Origin of the sequence: Nonlabens sp. (assembly GCF_018401815.1) — a bacterium.
In the GTDB taxonomy this organism is placed as follows: domain Bacteria; phylum Bacteroidota; class Bacteroidia; order Flavobacteriales; family Flavobacteriaceae; genus Nonlabens.
In genome coordinates this window covers 259,200-279,823 of the sequence record NZ_JAGYKG010000001.1, presented here as the reverse complement: position 1 = coordinate 279,823, position 20,624 = coordinate 259,200, and the positions used below count along the sequence as shown (strand labels likewise).

Genomic DNA, 20,624 nt, shown 5'->3' with positions numbered 1-20,624 from the left:
GTATTTTTTTTAGCATCTTAGTGTTGATTTTCTGATTGTGTTGATCATTAAGTATAGCCTTTACATCAGTGTGGTCCAGTTTTCTATGTGCCAGGTGCCATACGGCCGTAGGAAGAGGGCGTCAAGATAGCTGCTAGTGGATCAAGTTTTCCTATTCGTTGAGAGCAGTAATATGGACCTCCTCTATTTCTAGGGAGATTAAAATTTTGGTAGCATAATCATTATCGGTTTCAGTGTGACTTTATGTTATACCTATTTATTGCTTTCTTGATGTTTTTAGATTTTGTCTTCTCCTTATAACACTAGGTGCTCCAAAAAATTATTATGCACCTTAGTTGTTGCAGTTCAATAAGTTTTCTTAGAATGGCTCCTGTAGAAGAAGTGGAAATACGCCCGTAAGCTGATTGAAACTCATCTTTCCCTGCTCCTGTAGCGTATTGCAATACCTTTTTTAGATCTTCAAGATCCAGTAAAGGCATTTCGTTATCGTCACAATATTTAAACACCACAGAGATAATTCCAGCTTGTGTTTCTGTAACATCGAGAATTCTAGATAGCAATACCGGACCAAACTCGCTCACGGTAGCTCTTATTTTTATTCCATCTTGCTCAGAAATGGTCAAGATTTCCATTGGGGATTTTCGTTTTTTAAAATCTAGTCCTATTTTTTCATGACGCTCATCGATCTTAGCATGCCCTGGACTTGGAGCTGCAATACCAGAAAGGTCCGCTTTTATACCCATTAATAAAGAAGGTACACCATGTTGCGACAGTTGCTCTGCGATAATTTGAAGTGTTTGTAGTTTTTCCAGTTCCAGTAGCTCTGTAACAAGGCGTTGACGATTTATGGTTTTTAAAGGGATCTTGACGTGGGCTTTGGTGAGTGATTCTCCATTGAATTTGGCAGCCCAAAAATGGAGGGAAATACCTTTAGGCGTTGCATACTTTCGAAATCTATTGGAAAAACAATTCTTTTTTTGACATCCGCCAATTTTTTAACACAGTATACCCTACAGAATAGAGCACGTATTTTGAATTAATGACCCTCAACACTAGTTAAAATCGTTTTAAACAGCTTCAAGTTTAATGAAAACAACTGCTAAAACGTATCTTTGCCGCATGCTAGAAAAAACCGTACAGCAACAAGTAGAAAAAGGCACCATGTTGCCATTAATGGAAGAGTTTTACACGATTCAAGGTGAAGGATATCACACGGGTCGTGCAGCTTACTTTATTAGAGTAGGTGGTTGTGATGTAGGCTGTCATTGGTGTGACGTTAAAGAAAGTTGGGCGCCAGAAAAGCACCCGCCTACTGGAGTAGATCACATTGTTGCTAACGCGGCTAAATACAGTAAAACAATTGTAGTGACAGGTGGAGAGCCGCTTACTTGGAACATGGAACCCCTTACTACAGGTTTGAAAAATGCAGGTCTTGATATTCATATTGAAACAAGCGGTGCTTATCCGCTTACAGGTCAGTGGGACTGGATTTGTTTATCTCCTAAGAAAGCAAAAATGCCACTGCAAGAAGTCTATCTAGCAGCGCACGAGCTTAAAGTAATCGTTTTTAATCGTCATGATCTCGCTTTCGCGAAAGCGGAAGCTGAAAAAGTATCTGCTACCTGCAAGCTTTTCTTACAACCAGAGTGGTCAGTGCGCGAAAAGATGATTCCGTTCATTACAGCATTTGTAATGGAAAATCCAGAATGGCAAGTTTCATTACAGACCCATAAATATTTGAATATCCCTTAGGGAGTTACTATTGTAAATGGAATATGCGCTGTGGCATCTTACCATCCAAAAAAAAGTAACCCTCTATTTTGCGGCTCTACAAAACCGATTCAAAAAGATTCTATTTTTTGTAGAGCTGTACGTAGTTCTATAGTTGCAGTTAATAGGTTTTTAGAGGGGGTGTATTATGATTCAGATCGGGTTTTAGCGTTAGTAAAAATACATTTCCATTCCTGCTCGCTAAGAGTGGTATAAAGAGAATAACTTCCTGTTTTTACAGGTTATTGTTGATTTTCACATCTCATAAAAATGTAATTTCTGTCGCTTCATTTGTTCCGGTTGTCCATACCTCGGTAAACGGTACTAGTTCTCCAAAGATTTCTGGATCTTGTTTTGAAGGACGGCTATAAATAACTTGAGCACCATCGGTTCTATTAGCATCTCGATACATCACAACATCCAGTGGGCTTTTATCTTATTTTGACAGTCTTAGGGCACAGTCAATTATTGAGTATAGTAGGAATGCGGAGTATAGAAACAAAAATAATGAAGGTCGCTTTTCACAGGGTAGTGTTGGAGTTGATCCATATTCAAAATAAGTAGTATTTAAGGCGTGCTCTATTAATAATTTGTTAATAACTTAAGGCTGTATTTTTGAGGTAAAGTCCTATAAACATTAGTGGTTTCTTATATTTGTGGCATACCCATATCAGAGTGAAAATCATACATATTTATGAGCGAAGACAATAAGAAAAATTATGGTGCTGACCAAATTCAGGCACTAGAAGGAATGGAGCATGTGCGCATGCGTCCATCGATGTATATCGGAGATGTAGGAATAAGAGGGTTACATCATTTAGTATACGAGGTAGTAGATAACTCAATAGATGAAGCCCTTGCTGGATACTGTGACAATATCACTGTTCAAATCAATGAAAATAATAGCGTTACTGTAACGGATGATGGTCGCGGTATCCCTGTTGACATGCACAAGAAAGAAGGTGTGTCTGCATTGCAAGTTGTAATGACAAAAATCGGCGCCGGAGGGAAGTTTGATAAAGATTCTTATAAAGTTTCTGGTGGACTTCACGGTGTAGGGGTGAGTTGTGTAAATGCCCTTTCTGATCACTTAAAAGCAACTGTTTACCGAGATGGTCAAATCTGGGAACAGGAATACGAGCGTGGTAAAGCCATGTATCCTGTAAGAGCTGCAGGAACCACTGATAAAAGGGGAACGGACATCACTTTTATTCCTGATACTTCCATATTTCAGCAAACTATAGAATTTAATTACGATACATTAGCTAATAGATTGCGCGAGCTCTCTTTCTTAAATAAAGGGATTAAAATCATCTTAACCGACGCTAGGAAACAAGATGAAAATGGAAATAATATTACAGAAGTTTTTCAGTCAGAGGAAGGTCTTAAAGAATTTATACGCTTTTTAGATGATGCCCGCAGCCCTATTATTGAGGATGTGATATCCATGGAAGGTGAAAAAAATGGGATCCCTGTAGAAGTAGCCATGATTTATAATGACAGCTACTCAGAGAATTTACATTCTTATGTGAATAATATCAACACCCACGAAGGGGGTACGCATTTAGCCGGTTTCCGCCGTGGACTTACAGGTACACTAAAGAAGTATGCCGATAGTTCAGGGTTGTTAGATAAATTAAAATTTGATATTTCTGGAGATGACTTCCGTGAAGGTCTTACGGCAATTATTTCTGTAAAAGTACAAGAACCTCAATTTGAAGGACAGACGAAAACTAAATTAGGAAACCGAGAGGTGACTAGCGCAGTTTCTCAAGCAGTTTCTCAAATGTTAGAAGATTACCTAGAAGAGCATCCTAACGATGCTAAGACGATCGTTCAAAAGGTAATTCTTGCGGCCACAGCCCGTCATGCAGCTCGTAAAGCTCGTGAAATGGTGCAACGTAAAACTGTGATGAGTGGTGGTGGATTGCCAGGAAAACTTTCTGATTGTTCTGAAACAGATCCTACACTTTGCGAGGTGTTTCTTGTAGAGGGAGACTCGGCAGGTGGAACAGCTAAGCAAGGTCGGGACCGTGAGTTTCAAGCGATACTTCCGTTGAGAGGTAAGATTCTTAATGTAGAAAAAGCCATGCAACACAAGGTTTTTGAAAATGAAGAGATACGCAATATTTACACGGCTTTAGGAGTAACCATAGGAACCGAAGAAGATTCTAAAGCCCTGAATCTAACGAAGCTACGTTACCATAAAATAGTAATTATGTGTGATGCCGATATTGATGGTTCGCACATTGCCACCTTGATCTTGACGTTCTTTTTCCGTTACATGAAGGAATTGGTAGAGCTAGGTTATATCTATATCGCAACACCGCCTTTATATTTAGTTAAAAAAGGTGCTAAAAAACGTTATGCATGGTCAGATAAAGATCGCGACGAAATAGCAGAAAGTTTTGGTGGTGGAGTAGCTATACAACGTTACAAAGGTCTAGGGGAGATGAATGCAGATCAACTTTGGGATACTACTATGAATCCGGAATTTAGAACCTTACGTCAGATCACTATCGACAGTCCCGCAGAGGCAGATCGCGTATTCTCCATGTTAATGGGTGATGAAGTACCGCCTCGTAGAGAGTTTATTGAAAAGAATGCGATTTACGCAAATATTGATGCATAAATACTGCATCAGAGTATTGAGAAAGTCCTTGTTTATCAAGGACTTTTTTATGTGTTAAAATGAAGAGGTAGTTTGTACTACTTATTTTTTATTCTAACTTTAGAAATTCAACTGCTCACATTATACCAAGCTGTAATTAAAACCATACTTATGAAACGATTCGTCTTCTTGACCTTATTGATTTTTGGAAGTTATCCAACTAACGCGCAAAATGGCTTTTCAGATATCCTAGCAGCTGGTTTGGAAGCTGCAGATAAATATGCCAATTCTTATACCGCACCAGCTTCTGAAGCATTTACTTACAACCTAGCTTCTGGATGGTATGAAAGTGGAAAGGTTTTAAAGGCAGGTAAGTTGAAATTGCAAATTAAGGTACAAGGTACCTTTGCTCCAGATGAAAAGAAATCTTTTGTTTTGGACCCATTAGAATACGAGCGTATTATCCAAAGCAGCTATGATAATACAAATAATCCGCCAGCAGCTATATCAGTGACTTTTGGAGATGGAAGTACAACGCCGCGATTAATTGCTACTGCTTTAGGAGAAAACAATCCCGAAGAAAGCTTGATCATAAGAAGTACAGAATCCAACACCAACCTATTGCTGCAAGAAGATATCATTACGCTAGCTCAAGGAATAGGAAGCACGGGACTTGATGTAGTTCCTTCAGCATTTTTTCAAGTTGGCGTAGGTTTAGGAGCTGGACTAGAAGTAAAAGCTAGGTTCATTCCAAAGATAGAAACGGATGAGGTAAAAACAGGTTTGTATGGTGCTGGATTGCAATGGGAGTTTACAAAACTTTTTGATAACGAAGACGGTACGAATAACTTGCCCGTTTCTGTTTCTGTTTTAGGGGCTTTTACCAGACTGGATGCTAGTTATGACTTTGAAGATGGTGCTGTTGTAGAAGGAAAAGATCAATTGATAGAAACGAAGACAACTGCGTTTAATGTAGCTGCAATAGCAAGTACCAATTTTAAAGTGATCAACTTTTATGGAGGTTTCAATTATATAGTAGGAACTACTACAACAGATTTAAAGGGGACTTATACCTTTCAATCTAATACGGTCATATTTCCTACTGCTACAACTGTTAAAGACCCATTGTCGTTACAAACAGATGTAAGTGGTGTGCTGGGAACCATAGGGACAAAATTGACTTTGGGAGCCTTCAACCTCAGTGCTGATTATACCTTTGGGGAATACAATACGGCAAGTGCTTCTCTGTTTTTTAGAATTTAAGGGCCTAAAATATATTTTCTCTTTTTGGAGATTTCAACGTCCATAGTTTTAAGCTTACTTTACCTTAAATTATGGACGTTTTGTTTATTTTTGCTCCAGCCTCTAGGGCTTTAAACCATACTAAAAATAAAATCTTAATAACATGAAAGTTACCGTAGTAGGAGCAGGCGCAGTAGGTGCTAGTTGTGCAGAGTATATTGCAATCAAAAATTTTGCAAGTGAAGTAGTATTAGTTGATATCAAAGAAGGTTTTGCCGAAGGTAAAGCCATGGATTTGATGCAAACCGCATCATTAAATGGCTTTGATACTAAAATTACTGGAGCGACCAATGATTACTCAAAAACTGCTGGTAGCGATATTGCTGTGATCACCTCAGGAATTCCTCGTAAACCAGGGATGACTCGTGAAGAATTGATAGGCATCAATGCAGGTATTGTGAAATCTGTGGCAGCTAGTCTTGTGGAGCATTCTCCAAACCTTATCCTGATTGTGGTTTCTAACCCAATGGATACGATGACGTATCTAGCACATAAAGTAACAGGTCTACCTAAGAACCGTATTATAGGTATGGGTGGGGCCTTAGATAGTGCTCGTTTTAAATACCGTCTTGCCGAAGCTCTTGAGGCTCCTATTTCTGATGTAGATGGAATGGTTATAGGTGGTCACTCTGATAACGGAATGGTTCCTTTAACTAGACTTGCGACTCGTAACTCAGTTCCAGCAAGTGAATTTTTATCTGAGGAACGATTGGAGCAAGTACTTCAAGATACTAAAGTAGGTGGAGCCACACTTACAGGATTGTTAGGTACTAGTGCTTGGTATGCTCCTGGAGCTGCTGTATCTGGAATCGTACAAGCGATTGCTTGTGACCAGAAAAAGATTTTCCCATGTAGTACCTTGCTAGATGGGGAGTATGGACTTTCAGACCTTTGTATAGGGGTACCTGTAGTTTTAGGAAGAAACGGTATTGAAAAAATCGTTGAAATCAAATTAACAGATACAGAAAAAGCTGCTATGCAAGACAGTGCTGAAGGGGTAAAAGCAACTAATGCGTTGATCTAGAGATCGCTTCATAAAAACCAAGAACCGTCGCGACTTCGTCCTGACGGTTTTTTGATGTCCTTTTTTTTGTTTAGGTATTGAGCTGTGTTTCGGTATTGTTGTTGTTCCGCTTTCGCGAAAGCGGAACACCTATTAACACATCCCATTATTACAGATTCCTATAAAGTGTCATATAGCTTTAAAAACTTCTTTCTTTTTAATTAAAAGCTCGGAAGGATATACTGCGTTTATTCTTTATATTTGGCAGGTGAAATTTAAATGGTACATAGGCGCTTTAATCGCTATAGCTTCTTATTTTGTTGTAGTACAACAACGTAATGACCTGCCTAATCAAGAAATTGTAGTTACTTTTTCACATACCAATAGCGATGTACAATTAGAGAAAGCAGTAGCGTTCATTAGAACGCAGTTGTTAGGTATAGGTGCAGAAAATGTAACTGTTGCAGAAGTGGTGCCTGGCTCCTTAAAAGTAACCTATTACAGTGATCTTGAGTTACAAAGCGTTACCGATCATTTGTTTATAGCAAGCCATATTAATGATGTTACTACCTCCTTACGACTTAAAGAGAATAGTAGCGATGCTCCTCTAGACAGCAGCCTATTAGAGTATCAAATTGATATTTATGAAATTAGTGATGATCTGGTTTCTGGAATGCATCCTGATGGAAAATCTTACTTGGAACTCAAGCAAGATTACCATCGAGGTTCACAAGTACATTTTTATACCCTACAAACGCTCCCTACTCACCATGATAACCACATGGTCACTGTGGCACAAAAAGTAAGTGATCAAGTGTTGCTTACTTTTAATACCTCTTCTTTTAATATCCCTGAAGTCCGCGCTGGACCACTTTCTTAACTCTTGTAGGAACCGAATTCTTATCAAGAGAGAGGTATACGTTTCCACTAAAAGGGTGGTTTAACGTGATGACCTTATAAGAATGAATTTATTTTAATTATTTATGGACAAATGCATTGTCCATATAAAAGGTAAATCTCATATTTGCCGACTTTTAATTTTAACTTAAAAACAACAAAATCATGCAAAATAAAGGACTGATCCGTTTTTTCGCGATCATTTTTGCAATCGCTAGTATATACCAGCTTACCTATACTTTTATCACTAATAAAGTAGAAAGTGATGCAGACACTTATGCCAATTCGATAGTAAGTGAAGATGCAGAAAATGCAGCTTCATTAAGGAGCGCTGCTCAAAAACAATATTTAGATTCTGTAGCCTCTAAAGAAGTTTGGGGAGGTTTCACCAATTATTCTGATGCTAAAGGTCAGGAACTTAAAAAGGGTCTTGACCTTAAAGGGGGTATCAATGTTATTCTTCAAGTTTCGGTGCGTGATCTATTAGTGGGAATGGCAGATAACTCCACAGATCCAGCTTTTAACAAAGCTTTAGATGAAGCTGACGAAAGAACGAAAAATGGTCAGGATGACTATTTCAATTATTTCATTGAAGAATTTAACAGCATTGAAGGAGCTCAGCTTGCTTCTCCAGATATTTTTGCCAATCAAGAAATGCAAACTCGTGGCATTGAGTTTGACATGGCAAATGATCAAGTGGAGCCTATTCTAAGAGAAGAGCTTAAAGATTATATGACCAGTGCTTTTGATGTATTGAGAAAACGTATTGATAAATTTGGTACGACACAACCAAACCTACAACAACTAGGTCAGTCGGGTCGTATACTTATTGAATTGCCAGGAGAAACAGATGTAAAGCGTATTAAGGATATCCTTACTAAAGCGGCACAGTTAGAATTTTGGCATGTGTTCAAGTCTCAAGACATCGCTTCTTATTTGACAGCTGCCAATACGTATTGGGCAACAAAATTAGTTGCTGAGAATGAAGCTGCTACTGAAGAAGCAGTATCAGATGATATTGCTGCACAAACTGAAGTGTCAAAGGATTCCACAGAAGCTGGTCTTGGAGATTTATTAAACCAAGAGGATGCTACTGATGCTTCTGGAGATCTCATGGAAACGGCAAACTTTGATAGCAATCCTATTTTTGGAAGAATTCAGCCGGTTCAAGGTTCAGGTGGATTGATGTCTTTTAAAGAAAGTGATAAAGACTTGATCGACTCTTATTTAAACGATCCTCAAGCAAGAGGTCAATTGAGTGCTGAGCAACGTAATGTAAAGTTTGCATGGAGCTTACCAACTCTTGATCAAACATTAGGATATAGCGTTGTAGAGCTATATGCGCTAAAAGGAAATGCGCAGAACGACGCGCCTCTTTCAGGAGGGGTGATCACCGATGCAAGTCAGCAATATGGAAATTCTGGACTGCCTGTAGTGAGCATGTCCATGAATGGTGAAGGTGCCAAAATTTGGGAGGATATGACCACGGAAGCATATCAGAATCAATCTCAGGTATCTGTAGTTCTTGACAACACTGTTTACAGTGCGCCTTCGGTTACTAATGGTCCAATCTCAGGAGGGCAAACACAAATTTCTGGAAACTTCTCTATTGATGAAGCAAAAGATCTTGCTACCGTTCTTAGAGCTGGTAAATTACCTGCAAAGGCAGAGATTATTCAAAGTGACGTGATCGGACCATCATTAGGTCAAGAGGCAATTGACAGTGGACTCTGGTCTTTTGGTATCGCGCTTCTTTTAGTGTTGGTATGGATGGTGTTCTATTATGGTCGAGCTGGAGTTTATGCAGATATTGCGCTTCTAGTAAATATTTTATTCATATTTGGTGCGCTGGCCTCTTTAAAAGCAGTGCTTACTTTACCTGGTATTGCAGGTATTGTATTAACCATAGGTATATCGGTAGATGCTAACGTTCTTATTTTTGAAAGGATACGTGAAGAGCTAGCAAAAGGGAAATCACAAGCAGACAGCATTAGGGATGGTTTTAATAATGCACTGAGCTCTATTCTTGATGCAAACGTGACTACTTTTTTAACAGCCGTTATTCTCTACATTTTTGGAACAGGACCTATTCAAGGTTTTGCTACTACTTTAATGATAGGTATTCTTACTTCCTTATTTACAGCTATTTTTATTACTAGATTGTTTGTAGATGGTTATGTGAGCAATGGTAAAACGATAGGTTTTGCAACTGTGATAACCAAAAACTGGTTTAGGAATGTCAATATTGATTTCTTGAAGAAGAGAAAAGTGGCCTATATTATATCTGCTATTTTAATTTCAGGAAGTTTAACTTCTCTTGCCATTAACAAGCTCAATCTAGGTATTGACTTTACGGGTGGCCGCACAGCTATTGTAAGCTTTTCCCGAGATGTGAGTGCTACAGAGATCACCAAGCAATTAAGTGCGGACGATATTTTCGGTAGTGCAGAAGCAAAAACGTATGGATCTGATTCTCAATTGAAAATCAGTACTAAATATGGTATTGAGAGAGATGATAGTGAAGTAAGCCAGGAAATTGAAGATAAATTATATCAAGTTTTGAAGCCTTATTTGCCAGCAGACATGACGCAAGAACAGTTTGCTGATGTAAGTGATGAAAACAAACAATACGGATTAAGATCTTCGTTTCAGGTAGGAGCTACGATTGCAGATGATATTCTTACAGGATCACTTTATGCGATTTTAGGATCACTCATAGTGGTATTCCTTTATATTTTAATTCGTTTCCGCAAGTGGCAATTCTCTTTAGGAGCGGTAGCTGCAGTTTTCCATGACGTGATCATCGTGTTAGGAGCTTTTTCTTTATTGTATAAGTTCTTACCGTTTAACATGGAGATCGATCAAGCATTTATTGCCGCTATCCTAACAGTTATTGGGTATTCATTAAACGATACCGTAGTGGTGTTTGATAGAATTCGCGAATTTATTAACGAGCGTACCAATTGGGACTTTCCAAGAACAGTTAATGCAGCTATAAGCAGTACGATTTCTCGTACCTTAAACACCTCTTTGACCACTTTGATCGTACTTCTTGCTATCTTCCTGTTCGGGGGAGAGTCCATTAAAGGATTTATGCTGGCATTGATCATAGGTGTTGTTGTAGGTACATATTCCTCTGTGTTTATTGCTACTCCTGTTATGTTTGACACGATGAATAAATCAAAAGGGAAATTAACCCCTAAAGAGCTTAAAGAAGAAAAAGAAGATTAAGCATTTAATTTTCATGTTAATTATTACAACCGCTTACTTGCTAAGCGGTTTTTTTATGTCGTAAAACGATTAAATCAAACAGTTCAACTAAAAAAGCGTATTTACGCAACAATAGGTTCATAGAAAGTATAAAAACTTAATAAGGTGTTAATGAATTTGATTATTTTGCAAGTAGTTCAAATTAGATCCAAAAAAAGCAAACAATTTTCTTATGAAAAACTTTATCCTTAGCTGTATAAGTATACTTTTCTTTACAGTAGTAGTTACGGCCCAAGAATTTGCCATGACAGATGGTAATTTTACCACTTGTAGTGGTAGTTTTACCGATTCTGGGGGGCTTACAGGCGATTATACAAATAGTGAAGATGCAATCATCACTTTTTGTTCACCTTTTGTAACAGATGACATGCAGGTGACATTTAATTCTTTTGCTTTAGCTTCAGGAGATATATTATTTGTTTATGATGGGGATGATACTTCCGCACCATTAATTGGAGTTTATTTAGGAGCTAATTCGCCTGGAATCGTTTTAGCAAGTGCTGGGAATACTTCTGGTTGTATCACTTTTAGATTTAGATCAGATTCTTCTAATGTAGGTGCTGGTTGGGAAGCAACGGTAGCCTGTATCGATAACTGTCAGACCATTACTTCTTCTGTAGTTGCTGTGCCTGCTCCAGATGTAGATAATATAATAAGAATATGTCAAGGAGAAACAGTCAACTTTACTGGTAGCGCAAACTTTAGTGTTGACAGTAGTGGTGCTACTTATGAATTTGTTCTCTCGGACGGAACAAGAGTAAATGGACTTACTGCTTCAGAAACTTATCCAGGTCCTGGGATTTATCGAGTAGACTTTGTTGCTACAGATCCTACGGGATGTAGAGATAGATCCATTGGTGAGTCTAGCGACGTGCTTATTCAAGTCTCAACAACTCCAGACTTTACAGGAACACAAGCGGCTGATACTTCTATTTGTTTTGGAGAGTCTACAGATATCACAGGAATGGTTGAAACCACAGAGTTCTTCGCCGATGTTGCTCCACCTATCACTGGACAAACGTTTCTTCCTGATGGAAGCGGTGTGGCTTATCAAACTTGTATTGATGTATCTGGATTTAATGTAGGTACTACTTTTCAAAGTGCTTCTGATTTAGTTAGTGTGTTTATTAACATGGAACATTCCTATATGGGTGACCTTGATATCACCCTAACGGCTCCTGATGGGACACAAGTTAATTTCTTAAATTACCCTAACTCAGGCGGTGGGCGGTTTTTAGGTCAAGCTCTTGATGATGGTTCAAATATTCCAGGTGTTGGATTTTTATATAATTTTACAGAAGCAGGTACTGCTACAGCAACTCTAGACGGGAGTACTGGAGCTGTTGCATTTGGAACACCTATGCCTGCTGGAGATTACCTGCCAGAAGATCCTTTTGCTAATTTTATAGGAACTCCATTAAATGGTCTATGGTGCCTAGACATTATTGATAATCTTGCTATTGATAACGGTTATATTTTTGAATGGGGAATTAACTTTAACCCTGCAATAATACCTACAGCAGGAAGTTACGAGCCGGGGGAAGTAACAGAAGAATGGGAAGCCAATCCAGCTATTACAGCAACCAATGGAAACGTAATCACAGTTACCCCTACCACTGCAGGTCAAAACTGTTATAACTTTAGTTTTACTGATAACTTCGGTTGTACTTATGTAGAAACTGTATGTATAGATGTCGCTGCTGAAATTACAGCTGCATCGCCTAATGATATTATTGTTTGTCAATCCTCTGGTGCAGCTACTGTGGATTTAACCCTAAGAGACTTACAAATTCTCAACGGTTTAGACCCTACATTATATACGCTTTCTGTTTATAATTCTTTGCAAAACGCGAGTGATGCGATAAATGCAATAGCTGCACCTACTACTTATAGTGTTGGAGCAGATGAAACAGTATTTGTAAGAGTAGAAGAAGCCGCTACAGGTTGTTTTGAAGTTGTAGAATTAGATGTTCTTTATTCTACTACAGCGTATAATGCAGCTCCTAATTTACAGGCATGTGATGACCCAACTAATCTGGATGGAATGGAATTCTTTGATTTAACATCTCAAGAGGCAATTATTTTAGGTTCTCAGTCTGCTACAGCATATACGGTTGAGTATTTCCTTACCCAAGGAGATGCAGCCGCTAATACCAACGAAATCACAACTCCAGAGGCTTTTGAATCTATGGGAGAAACCATTTATGTAAGAGTTTCAAATAGTCAAGATGCTGACTGTTTTGCGACAGGTACATTTGACGTTATAGTAAACGATCCTCCATCTATAGGCACTGCTCCTGATGTTACAGCATGTGATCAATCACCTATTGATGGGGCAACCTCATTTGATTTTACTGCTAATGATGCTGCTATTTTAAATGGTCAGTCTGCTGCCGCATATGCTGTTTCTTATCATACCAATCAATCTGATGCAGCTTCTGGTTCTAACCCAATTTCTGCCTCTACAGCAGTTTCTGGGGGTGCGATTTATGCTAGAATAGTTGATAACGCAAACGGGTGTTATAACACCTCTACTTTTAACTTTATTGTTGAAACTTGTGAAGTAGTAGTGCCAGAAGGATTCTCCCCTAATAATGACGGTATCAACGATACCTTCTCTATTCCTGGAATTGATCAATTTGCAAACTTTGAATTGAAGATTTTCAATAGGTTAGGTGCTGTAGTTTATGAAACAAGGGCAAGCAACTATGTAGAGTTTGCTGGTATTCCTAATTCAGGTCTTAATTCTGGAGATGGCTTATTACCTACAGGGACCTACTTTTATGTAATTAAATTCAATGATCCAGACACAGCAGATGTCGCTAGCTGGGTGTATATCAATTATTAAGTAGTTGTAGCGCTTTCGCAAAAGCGGAATCCCAAATACTATCTTTTCATAAAAAATGCCTTTCGTATAGAGAGGCATTTTTTTTATAGGATCAGATATTTAAAATTTGATAATCAACTGTTTACTTACAATAAAGTGATGGAGCTTCCTGATCTTCACATTTCTTGACCATTCTAGCTCGTAACTCCAGCACCTTACTACTCCATACTTGTTGTTACGTAAAGGTTGATCTTTAGATTGTGGATTTAATGAGATGCTGTTCCTCCATTTAGTTGCAGTAATATAGGTACTGTCTAGAGGTCGCTCTGTATGCTTCATGTAAAAAAAACTTAAGGTTGTCTTCTTTACATACAAATCGCATTCCCGGATCTTCTGTAAGTGCTTATCGATACATCATTTCTGATTGTAAGGAATAATCTGTATTGACAAGCTCTACTTGTAATTATTTTAAGGTGTCCATAGTTGTAGCATCGCTTTTGGTTTAAAAGACCCATGACGAGGCCGCGTTTCTTCTTCTTGATTGGGTTTACAACCAGTGAACAAGGAAGCTAAAGCCAGCCGGCTAAAAAAAATTACGCACGGGTTCTCTTTTTAAACATTCCGTCGTGACGAAACATGAAGAACAGTCCTAATAAAATAAAGGGTACACTTAACAATTGTCCGGTATTAAAGTGAATCCCTATAAATTCAAAACCATCAGTTGCTGTTTGTGGTTCTTTAATGTTTTCTATGAGTAATCTGACCATAAAAAGGAGTACAAAAAATAATCCTAACAAGTAACCTGGTTGATGACGCTTTTCGGTTTTCCAATACACCAAGTATAGAATAATAAAAACACCTATATAACAAATGGCTTCATACAATTGCGCAGGATGTTTATAGGGTATACTCGCAAGCAATTCTGCATATTGAGGATCGTTCACTAGGGCCTCAATAGCTTTGTCTGGGTCTGTGATACCTGTTTGTTGCAATGCCCCTCGAACACTGTCATCGCTTAGGTCTCGTACAAATTTAAAACCGGCAAAAAAGTCGCCGCTGGGTTTACCATTGATTTCACTATTCATTAAATTCCCCAGTCGCACAAAAGTCCCACCTATCGCGCTAGGTATCACTATACGGTCAAGCATCCATAGAAATCTTCCTTCCAGGTGTTTGCGGCTGTAAAAAAACATAGCGATGATCACTCCTATGGCAGCACCATGGCTGGCCATACCAGCAAAACCAGTCCATTCAAATGGATCTGTTCTAAAAGGAAGAAAAACTCGTAAGGGATTGGAAAAAAAGGTAGCAGGTTCATAAAATAAGTAATGACCCAATCTAGCGCCCAAGAGCATACCAATTACCGTATACATGAATAATGGATCCAGTTTTTCCAGACTGACCCCATCTCTTTTAAAGATAGGTTTTATAAGGTACCACCCTAAGACAAAAGCAATAACGTAAGAAAGGCTGTAAAAATGCAAGGTGAAAGAGCCAATATCAAGGCCTTCTAATGGATTCCAAATCACTTTAAGTGAAAACATATATGCTAATTTTGATAAGCTGCTAAATTACTGCTTATCGTTTAAATTATACAGAAGATACGGGTTCAATTACTTCCACTTGATATTACAACCCAGACTTGGTTTTTGTGGTTGGGGCACTTGTTTATTTCCTAGTACTGCATCCATAGCTTCTCTTAAGGATCTTCCCGTAAGCGGTATGCCGTTACCTGGTCTTGAATCATCCAACTGTCCGCGGTAAACCAATTGTAACCTAGCGTCAAATAAATACAAATCTGGCGTGCAGGCCGCGTCATAAGCTTTAGCTACTTCTTGAGTGGCGTCGTATAGATAAGGAAAAGGATAGTCGTGATCATCGGCATGTTGACTCATGAACTCAGGTCCATCTTGTGGATATTTCACGGCATCATTACTAGAAATAGCAATAAAATGGAATCCAGTCACACGGTAATCATTTGCTACGCGCACCAACTCTTCGTTTACATGAAGTACAAAAGGGCAATGATTGCATATAAACATCACCACAGTTCCCTTAGTGCCTTTGAGTTTGTCGAGACTCAGCATTTGGTTACTCACAGTATCTAATAAAGTGAAATCAGGAGCTTTGGTTCCTAGCGGCAACATGGTAGAAGGAGTTAAGGACATCATATTTTTTTATAAGTAGTAAAGATATGTGATTTGTTTCGCTTTCGCGAAAGCGAGAGTCATATCCCTCTATATTTTAAATAAGAAAACCAATTTTAAAAGGCACTAAACTTCCTAATGTTTTTTTAAAGCTTATAAGAATTAGCAATAGTTTCTTAACTTTAAAATAAAACATTATGAAAGAAGGATACGATACCCTTTCAACAGCAATAGCAGATTTACAAAAAGAGGGCTACAACATTAATTTTGATTTAGTAGAAAATGGAGTGCACTCTAAAGATTTAAAGAAGCAATGGAAAGCTGGAGAAATTAAAGTAGTAAAGTTTTACCGATTTGAGGGTATGAGCAGCACGGGAGACAACTCTATTCTTTATGTTTTAGAATGCAAAACAGGAGAAAAAGGATTATTAGTAAACGCTTATGGAGCAGATCAGTATATCTCTACGGTGATGATCCAAAAACTCCAGATGAAATAAATGCATATCTCTTGGAACGATTTTGAGAACGTAGATATGCGCGTAGGCACGGTTTTAATGGTGAGTGAATTTCCTGAAGCCAGAAATCCAGCTTATCAGCTCCAAATAGATTTTGGTCCTTTAGGGATTAAAAGAACCAGCGCCCAAATCACCAAACGTTACCATAAAGAAGAACTTGTAGGCAAACAAGTTATAGCTGTAGTCAACTTTCCTAAAAAGCAAATCGCCAACTTTATCAGCGAATGCTTGGTATTAGGAATAGTAGGCGAGGACAAAGATGTCATTCTTTTACAGCCCGAGGCAAATGCAAAAAATGGAGATCGAGTAGGATAGTCTTTGAACTTGAACTTGAACTCGAACTTGAATTTGAAAAACTCCTATTGTTTCCGTACCCTTTAGGGTTAGGGAACGGAAACCAAGAAGAAGCTCGAACTCGAACTTGAATTTGAATTTGAAAAACTCCTGCTGTTTCCGTACCCTTTAGGGTTAGGGAATGGAAACCAAGAAGAAGCTCGAACTCGAACTTGAACTCGAACTCGAACTTGAATTTGAAAAACTCCTATTGTTTCCGTACCCTTTAGGGTTAGGGAACGGAAACCAAGAAGAAGCTCGAACTCGAACTCGAACTCGAACATCAATAACCAATTACTTCACAATGCTATGTCGAGCACTGAACAAATTTCAGCGCAGGCAGCGTAGAGGGCGATTATTTATCAAAGAAGATAGAACTCTTTGGTGTGTTTTCGGTCACTTTTTTTAATTTTCACCTAATCACCTAATCACCTAATCACCTAATCACCTAATCACCTAATCACCTAATCACCTAATCACCTAATCACCTAATCACCTAATCACCTAATCTTACATCTCCTTAGCAAAGAAAATTGCATTCATCAACAACTTGTTAGTTCCATACCAAAAAGCTCTAAACTGCGTGTTGTCAGTAAAACCGATTACCTCTCCACGGCCATAGTTATTATGTTGAAATGGCACTGTGCTTTTTAAAGCTTCTAAATTAATATCAGAGATATAACCACTCATTAAAGGATCGCTTGTGTAGGTGATAGGGTTGCGGTAACTGTCTTTGTGAGGAGCAACAAATAAGGTGGTGTTTCTAAACATAGGCAACTGATCGTCTTTAAATCCAAAAGCGATTGGATGGGAGCGGTCTAGCTTTGTTTCAAAGATAGCTCCGCCTATACGTTGTGCACCACTGTGGTCTTGACGCTGTTCAAAAGTGATGTTTTCTGCTGGGTTTTCTGTTTTTTTGAAGGTGAGTGGTAATAATTTAGAACTACTCATCCAGCTTAATGCGCTGCGATACCCTATTAAAGTACCACCAGCACGCGTCCATTCTTTCAGTTGATCGATTACTTCATTTTCAGGGCTACCGTAAGTAGCAGGAACGATAATCGTATTGTAGCGGCTCAAATCCTTGCGATTAATGTCTTGAAGATCAATTTTAGTTATAGGTATGTCGTATTGCTGATCCATCAAATGCCAGATTTCACCGGCATCAGAAGGGTTGATTCCCTCTCCTACTAACAAGGCGATTTTAGGTTGGGTGAGGGCTCTAAATTGACGTGATCCTAAATCAATCCCCTCTGTAAGCCCGGTTGGCACTCCGTAAAATTCAACTTGAGCATCAGTGGAAATATTCTCGAGAACATCACGCAATTCTGAGGTGTTCCTGTTTTGATTCTGAACAGGGATAAGTATGGTGCCGTAATCGTATAGTTGACCGTTTAGGGAAAAAGGCTTCATAGCTACTTGAGCTCTGATGTCTTTTGATAAGATTGCATTCAAAGCTTTAGGCGTGTAGTATTCATTCCAGGGCATTAAATATGCATAGTTAGAAGGTTCCATTTGGGGCATACCAGTAGTGAACTTCCTTGTAATGGCATTATTTAAGTCAGCATTTTCATCATAATCCATATCAAAAGCCAGCGGGAAGGTCCACGCACTGATATCATAAAACAAACTGTCCTGAAACGAGGTGCGTTTTTCAAACATCGCATGGATCAATCGAGAGTTTTTTTGGTTTTTAGGAATCAAATAGGCATGTCCTTTTTTATAGGTCTTTCCGTTTTTAGAAACATCATTTTTTAGAGAGTGCACTTCTATTTGATGTCTTGATAATATGTCGGCAAGGGCATCGGTGCGGCCAGCGTCTGTAGGGTCACCAAACATGATGGCGTCTTTGGAAGCTTCCTTTCTAGCGTCTTTGTAAAATTGAGCTTGATAATCAAGTAGTTCTTTACGCATGCTGGTTGCCGCCTTTAGAGTACTTAGAGCTGCCGTAAATTGGTTTTTAATCGTAAACGGAAAAGTAAGAACACCATTGTCAGAATTTTGAGCGTGACCACGAGAACTGGCCTGCTCAAAAAGAATTCCTATAGAACCATTGATGTCTGGAAACGTAGATCCTTTACCGTAATAGAAGTCGTCGTAATCTTCTTCTGTGTAATACAGTGAGCCTATATCGTCAAAACCATCAGCGAGGTAATTCCCTATTTGACGGGTGAGTTTCTGATTCATCGCAGGAGTCAGTGGGTGTGTTCTTGACGGGATACCGGGTTGAAAAAAGAAGGAGGAATTGGTTCCCATTTCATGATGATCAGTTAGAATATTAGGCAACCATTTATGAAAAGTTTCTATGCGCGCTTGAGATTCTGGTAATTGCACAGGCAACCAGTCGCGATTCATATCAAACCAGTAATGATTGGTGCGCCCACCAGGCCATACTTCATTATATTCTCTATCGTAAGTGTCTGGGTTGACATTCTCATTTTTATGTTGATTGACCCAACTGGCAAAACGTTGCAATCCATCAGGGTTTAAACTAGGATCCAGAAGAATCACAGTATTTTTTAACAAGGCCTGGATTTCTGGACCTTGTGCAGCGGCTAGATGATAGGCGAGAAGCAGCGATGCGTTAGCGCCGCTTGGTTCATTACCATGAATAGAAAACCCTTGGTACACGACTATAGGAGCTTGGGTGTTATCTGCATTTTCTTTATTGGTCGCAGCAATATGATCAATTCTTATTTGATCGATATGTTTATGATTTTCAGGACTAGTCACCGTAAGCAAGTAAAGTGGTCTGCCCTCGTAAGTTGTCCCACGATTTTCAATCGTAAAACGGTCAGATTTTTCGGCAATAAGCTGCATGTATTGTATGAGTTTGTCATGGCTTACGTGCCATTTTCCTGGAATGAAACCTATGATTTCTTGTGGTGTTGGAACCTCGGGATTATAGGAAACACCTTCTGGCAAGTAATAATGAAGAGTAGGGTCTATTAAGGATTGTACTGGAAGCTCTTTTTGCTGTTGGGCTTTCGCGAAAGCGGAACAGCAAAAAGTGATCCCCAACAAAAGTAACATCACTTTTTTCATAATGTGGTTTTAGTGGTAAAATTATAAAAAAAGCCCTTCGTTTAGAAAGGCTTTAGGTGGATAACAGTTGATTATTAGATGTCCTCAAAATTGACATTGGTAAAACTTGACGTGTGGTCAGGATCTGTAGGTTCCTCTTGTGCCGCTATAGCTTCTTCTTTTTTAAAGTCTGCCTGATGGCGGTCAGATATCACCTCATCACCTTTTTTATCTATAATAAAGTCTGTGATTTCCTTTAAGGTGTCACCGAATTCTTGAAAATCTTCTTTATACAGGTAAATTTTATGTTTCTTGAAATAGAAACTACCATCCTCATTAGTGAATTTTTTGCTCTCTGTAATGGTGAGGTAATAATCTTCTGCTTTGGTCGCTCGTACATCAAAAAAATAAGTACGCCTTCCAGCTCGCACCACTTTTGAAAAAATCTCTTCTTGTTCTTGGAAATCTCTGTCGCTCATAATTCTTTTTAAGGTGGTATTAGATATGTTCAAAAATAGAAAAAAAAGACAAAAAGAAAAGTTTATAAAGCTTTAATATAGTAAGATGCTGTTATATAAGGAGTTAATCGAGCATGGGTAAGGCTTATTTACGTCTAATCTTCTTGAAGCTCATAGTGCCCTGTTTAAAAAAATCTTTTACAACAGAATTATGCGCTGAGAACTATGGGAAGCAAAGCGATTTTAGGTTAGTAGTAATCGGTAAAAAGTTAAATACGCTTTGTATAGAGAACTCAATTCCAAATAATAGCTGTGATAGTTTGAGCTCTTATTCATGTAGAAATAATTGGCTACATATCCTTGTAGCTTGCTGAAGAATTGAGAAAGAATCTTCTGAAGGAACTATAACTTCGACACCGATATTTCTTAGGAGCCACATAAAAAATCAATTATTAATACCTAACCAT

16 protein-coding genes and 1 pseudogene are annotated in these 20,624 nt (G+C 38.5%); 9 read left to right on the top strand and 8 right to left on the bottom strand.

All coding sequences use genetic code 11. From position 1 onward, the window contains the following. Nucleotides 1-335: 335 nt before the first annotated feature. A pseudogene (locus KG732_RS01310) lies at nt 336-926 on the bottom strand (helicase HerA-like domain-containing protein); the annotation flags it as partial. A gap of 193 nt (nt 927-1,119) precedes the next feature. Here KG732_RS01310 and KG732_RS01305 point away from each other — a divergent pair. After that, nucleotides 1,120-1,752 carry a 7-carboxy-7-deazaguanine synthase QueE gene (locus tag KG732_RS01305; protein WP_213521177.1) on the top strand — a complete coding sequence of 211 codons (633 nt, stop codon included), beginning with the start codon at nt 1,120-1,122 and terminating at the stop codon, nt 1,750-1,752. Nucleotides 1,753-2,032: 280 nt separating this feature from the next. Here KG732_RS01305 and KG732_RS01295 read toward each other — a convergent pair whose 3' ends face one another. After that, nucleotides 2,033-2,182: a DUF2911 domain-containing protein gene (locus KG732_RS01295; protein ID WP_292890725.1), complete on the bottom strand. Its 150-nt coding sequence runs from the start codon at nt 2,180-2,182 to the stop codon at nt 2,033-2,035. A gap of 282 nt (nt 2,183-2,464) precedes the next feature. On the opposite strand from KG732_RS01295, the gene gyrB reads away from it, so the two are divergent. The 3 genes from gyrB to mdh all read left to right on the top strand — a co-directional run bounded on the left by gyrB (nt 2,465) and on the right by mdh (nt 6,707). Then, complete coding sequence (gene gyrB / locus KG732_RS01290) at nt 2,465-4,402, top strand: DNA topoisomerase (ATP-hydrolyzing) subunit B (protein WP_213520458.1); 1,938 nt, start codon at nt 2,465-2,467, stop codon at nt 4,400-4,402. Between the two features lie 150 nt (nt 4,403-4,552). Then, entirely contained in the window at nt 4,553-5,644 is a 1,092-nt protein-coding gene (locus tag KG732_RS01285) for a DUF6588 family protein (protein WP_213520456.1), read from the top strand. A 142-nt stretch (nt 5,645-5,786) separates the two neighbouring features. Then, nucleotides 5,787-6,707: a malate dehydrogenase gene (mdh, locus tag KG732_RS01280; RefSeq protein ID WP_213520454.1), complete on the top strand. Its 921-nt coding sequence runs from the start codon at nt 5,787-5,789 to the stop codon at nt 6,705-6,707. Between the two features lie 8 nt (nt 6,708-6,715). Here mdh and KG732_RS01275 read toward each other — a convergent pair whose 3' ends face one another. Continuing rightward, nucleotides 6,716-6,853 (bottom strand): hypothetical protein, encoded by a 138-nt coding sequence (locus KG732_RS01275; protein ID WP_213520452.1) that lies wholly within the window; start codon nt 6,851-6,853, stop codon nt 6,716-6,718. A 101-nt stretch (nt 6,854-6,954) separates the two neighbouring features. Between KG732_RS01275 and KG732_RS01270 the strand changes: the two genes are divergently transcribed. The 3 genes from KG732_RS01270 (at nt 6,955) to KG732_RS01260 (ending at nt 13,701) form a co-directional block, all read left to right on the top strand. Continuing rightward, nucleotides 6,955-7,566, top strand: coding sequence for a hypothetical protein (locus KG732_RS01270; protein WP_213520450.1), 612 nt, complete (start codon nt 6,955-6,957; stop codon nt 7,564-7,566). Between the two features lie 182 nt (nt 7,567-7,748). Beyond that, nucleotides 7,749-10,814, top strand: a complete 3,066-nt coding sequence (secDF, locus tag KG732_RS01265; protein WP_213520449.1) for a protein translocase subunit SecDF — start codon at nt 7,749-7,751, stop codon at nt 10,812-10,814. Between the two features lie 211 nt (nt 10,815-11,025). After that, nucleotides 11,026-13,701: a gliding motility-associated C-terminal domain-containing protein gene (locus KG732_RS01260; RefSeq protein WP_213520447.1), complete on the top strand. Its 2,676-nt coding sequence runs from the start codon at nt 11,026-11,028 to the stop codon at nt 13,699-13,701. Nucleotides 13,702-13,800: 99 nt separating this feature from the next. On the opposite strand, the gene KG732_RS01255 is transcribed toward KG732_RS01260, so the two are convergent. The 3 genes from KG732_RS01255 to KG732_RS01245 all read right to left on the bottom strand — a co-directional run bounded on the left by KG732_RS01255 (nt 13,801) and on the right by KG732_RS01245 (nt 15,848). Next, a complete protein-coding gene (locus KG732_RS01255; protein WP_213520446.1) occupies nt 13,801-14,019 on the bottom strand; it encodes a hypothetical protein in 219 nt (72 codons plus the stop codon). A gap of 254 nt (nt 14,020-14,273) precedes the next feature. Then, nucleotides 14,274-15,224, bottom strand: a complete 951-nt coding sequence (gene lgt / locus KG732_RS01250; protein ID WP_213520444.1) for a prolipoprotein diacylglyceryl transferase — start codon at nt 15,222-15,224, stop codon at nt 14,274-14,276. Between the two features lie 69 nt (nt 15,225-15,293). Then, a complete protein-coding gene (locus KG732_RS01245; RefSeq protein WP_213521175.1) occupies nt 15,294-15,848 on the bottom strand; it encodes a thioredoxin family protein in 555 nt (184 codons plus the stop codon). A 176-nt stretch (nt 15,849-16,024) separates the two neighbouring features. Here KG732_RS01245 and KG732_RS01240 point away from each other — a divergent pair, with 176 nt between their 5' ends. Both KG732_RS01240 and KG732_RS01235 read left to right on the top strand, forming a co-directional pair. Continuing rightward, nucleotides 16,025-16,324 (top strand): phosphoribosylpyrophosphate synthetase, encoded by a 300-nt coding sequence (locus KG732_RS01240; protein WP_213520442.1) that lies wholly within the window; start codon nt 16,025-16,027, stop codon nt 16,322-16,324. Beyond that, nucleotides 16,325-16,657 (top strand): tRNA-binding protein, encoded by a 333-nt coding sequence (locus KG732_RS01235; protein WP_213520440.1) that lies wholly within the window; start codon nt 16,325-16,327, stop codon nt 16,655-16,657. A 528-nt stretch (nt 16,658-17,185) separates the two neighbouring features. On the opposite strand, the gene KG732_RS01230 is transcribed toward KG732_RS01235, so the two are convergent. Continuing rightward, entirely contained in the window at nt 17,186-19,720 is a 2,535-nt protein-coding gene (locus tag KG732_RS01230) for a M14 family metallopeptidase (RefSeq protein ID WP_213520438.1), read from the bottom strand. Between the two features lie 74 nt (nt 19,721-19,794). Next, nucleotides 19,795-20,178, bottom strand: a complete 384-nt coding sequence (locus KG732_RS01225; protein ID WP_213520436.1) for a PUR family DNA/RNA-binding protein — start codon at nt 20,176-20,178, stop codon at nt 19,795-19,797. Nucleotides 20,179-20,624: the final 446 nt, after the last annotated feature.

Bases quoted from the DNA above. Each gene is read 5' to 3' on its own strand.
- KG732_RS01305 (WP_213521177.1), top strand. From the start codon at position 1,120: ATGCTAGAAAAAACCGTACAGCAACAAGTAGAAAAAGGCACCATGTTG.
- KG732_RS01295 (WP_292890725.1), bottom strand. From the start codon at position 2,182: ATGTATCGAGATGCTAATAGAACCGATGGTGCTCAAGTTATTTATAGC.
- gyrB (WP_213520458.1), top strand. From the start codon at position 2,465: ATGAGCGAAGACAATAAGAAAAATTATGGTGCTGACCAAATTCAGGCA.
- KG732_RS01285 (WP_213520456.1), top strand. From the start codon at position 4,553: ATGAAACGATTCGTCTTCTTGACCTTATTGATTTTTGGAAGTTATCCA.
- mdh (WP_213520454.1), top strand. From the start codon at position 5,787: ATGAAAGTTACCGTAGTAGGAGCAGGCGCAGTAGGTGCTAGTTGTGCA.
- KG732_RS01275 (WP_213520452.1), bottom strand. From the start codon at position 6,853: ATGGGATGTGTTAATAGGTGTTCCGCTTTCGCGAAAGCGGAACAACAA.
- secDF (WP_213520449.1), top strand. From the start codon at position 7,749: ATGCAAAATAAAGGACTGATCCGTTTTTTCGCGATCATTTTTGCAATC.
- KG732_RS01260 (WP_213520447.1), top strand. From the start codon at position 11,026: ATGAAAAACTTTATCCTTAGCTGTATAAGTATACTTTTCTTTACAGTA.
- KG732_RS01255 (WP_213520446.1), bottom strand. From the start codon at position 14,019: ATGAAGCATACAGAGCGACCTCTAGACAGTACCTATATTACTGCAACT.
- lgt (WP_213520444.1), bottom strand. From the start codon at position 15,224: ATGTTTTCACTTAAAGTGATTTGGAATCCATTAGAAGGCCTTGATATT.
- KG732_RS01245 (WP_213521175.1), bottom strand. From the start codon at position 15,848: ATGTCCTTAACTCCTTCTACCATGTTGCCGCTAGGAACCAAAGCTCCT.
- KG732_RS01240 (WP_213520442.1), top strand. From the start codon at position 16,025: ATGAAAGAAGGATACGATACCCTTTCAACAGCAATAGCAGATTTACAA.
- KG732_RS01235 (WP_213520440.1), top strand. From the start codon at position 16,325: ATGCATATCTCTTGGAACGATTTTGAGAACGTAGATATGCGCGTAGGC.
- KG732_RS01230 (WP_213520438.1), bottom strand. From the start codon at position 19,720: ATGAAAAAAGTGATGTTACTTTTGTTGGGGATCACTTTTTGCTGTTCC.
- KG732_RS01225 (WP_213520436.1), bottom strand. From the start codon at position 20,178: ATGAGCGACAGAGATTTCCAAGAACAAGAAGAGATTTTTTCAAAAGTG.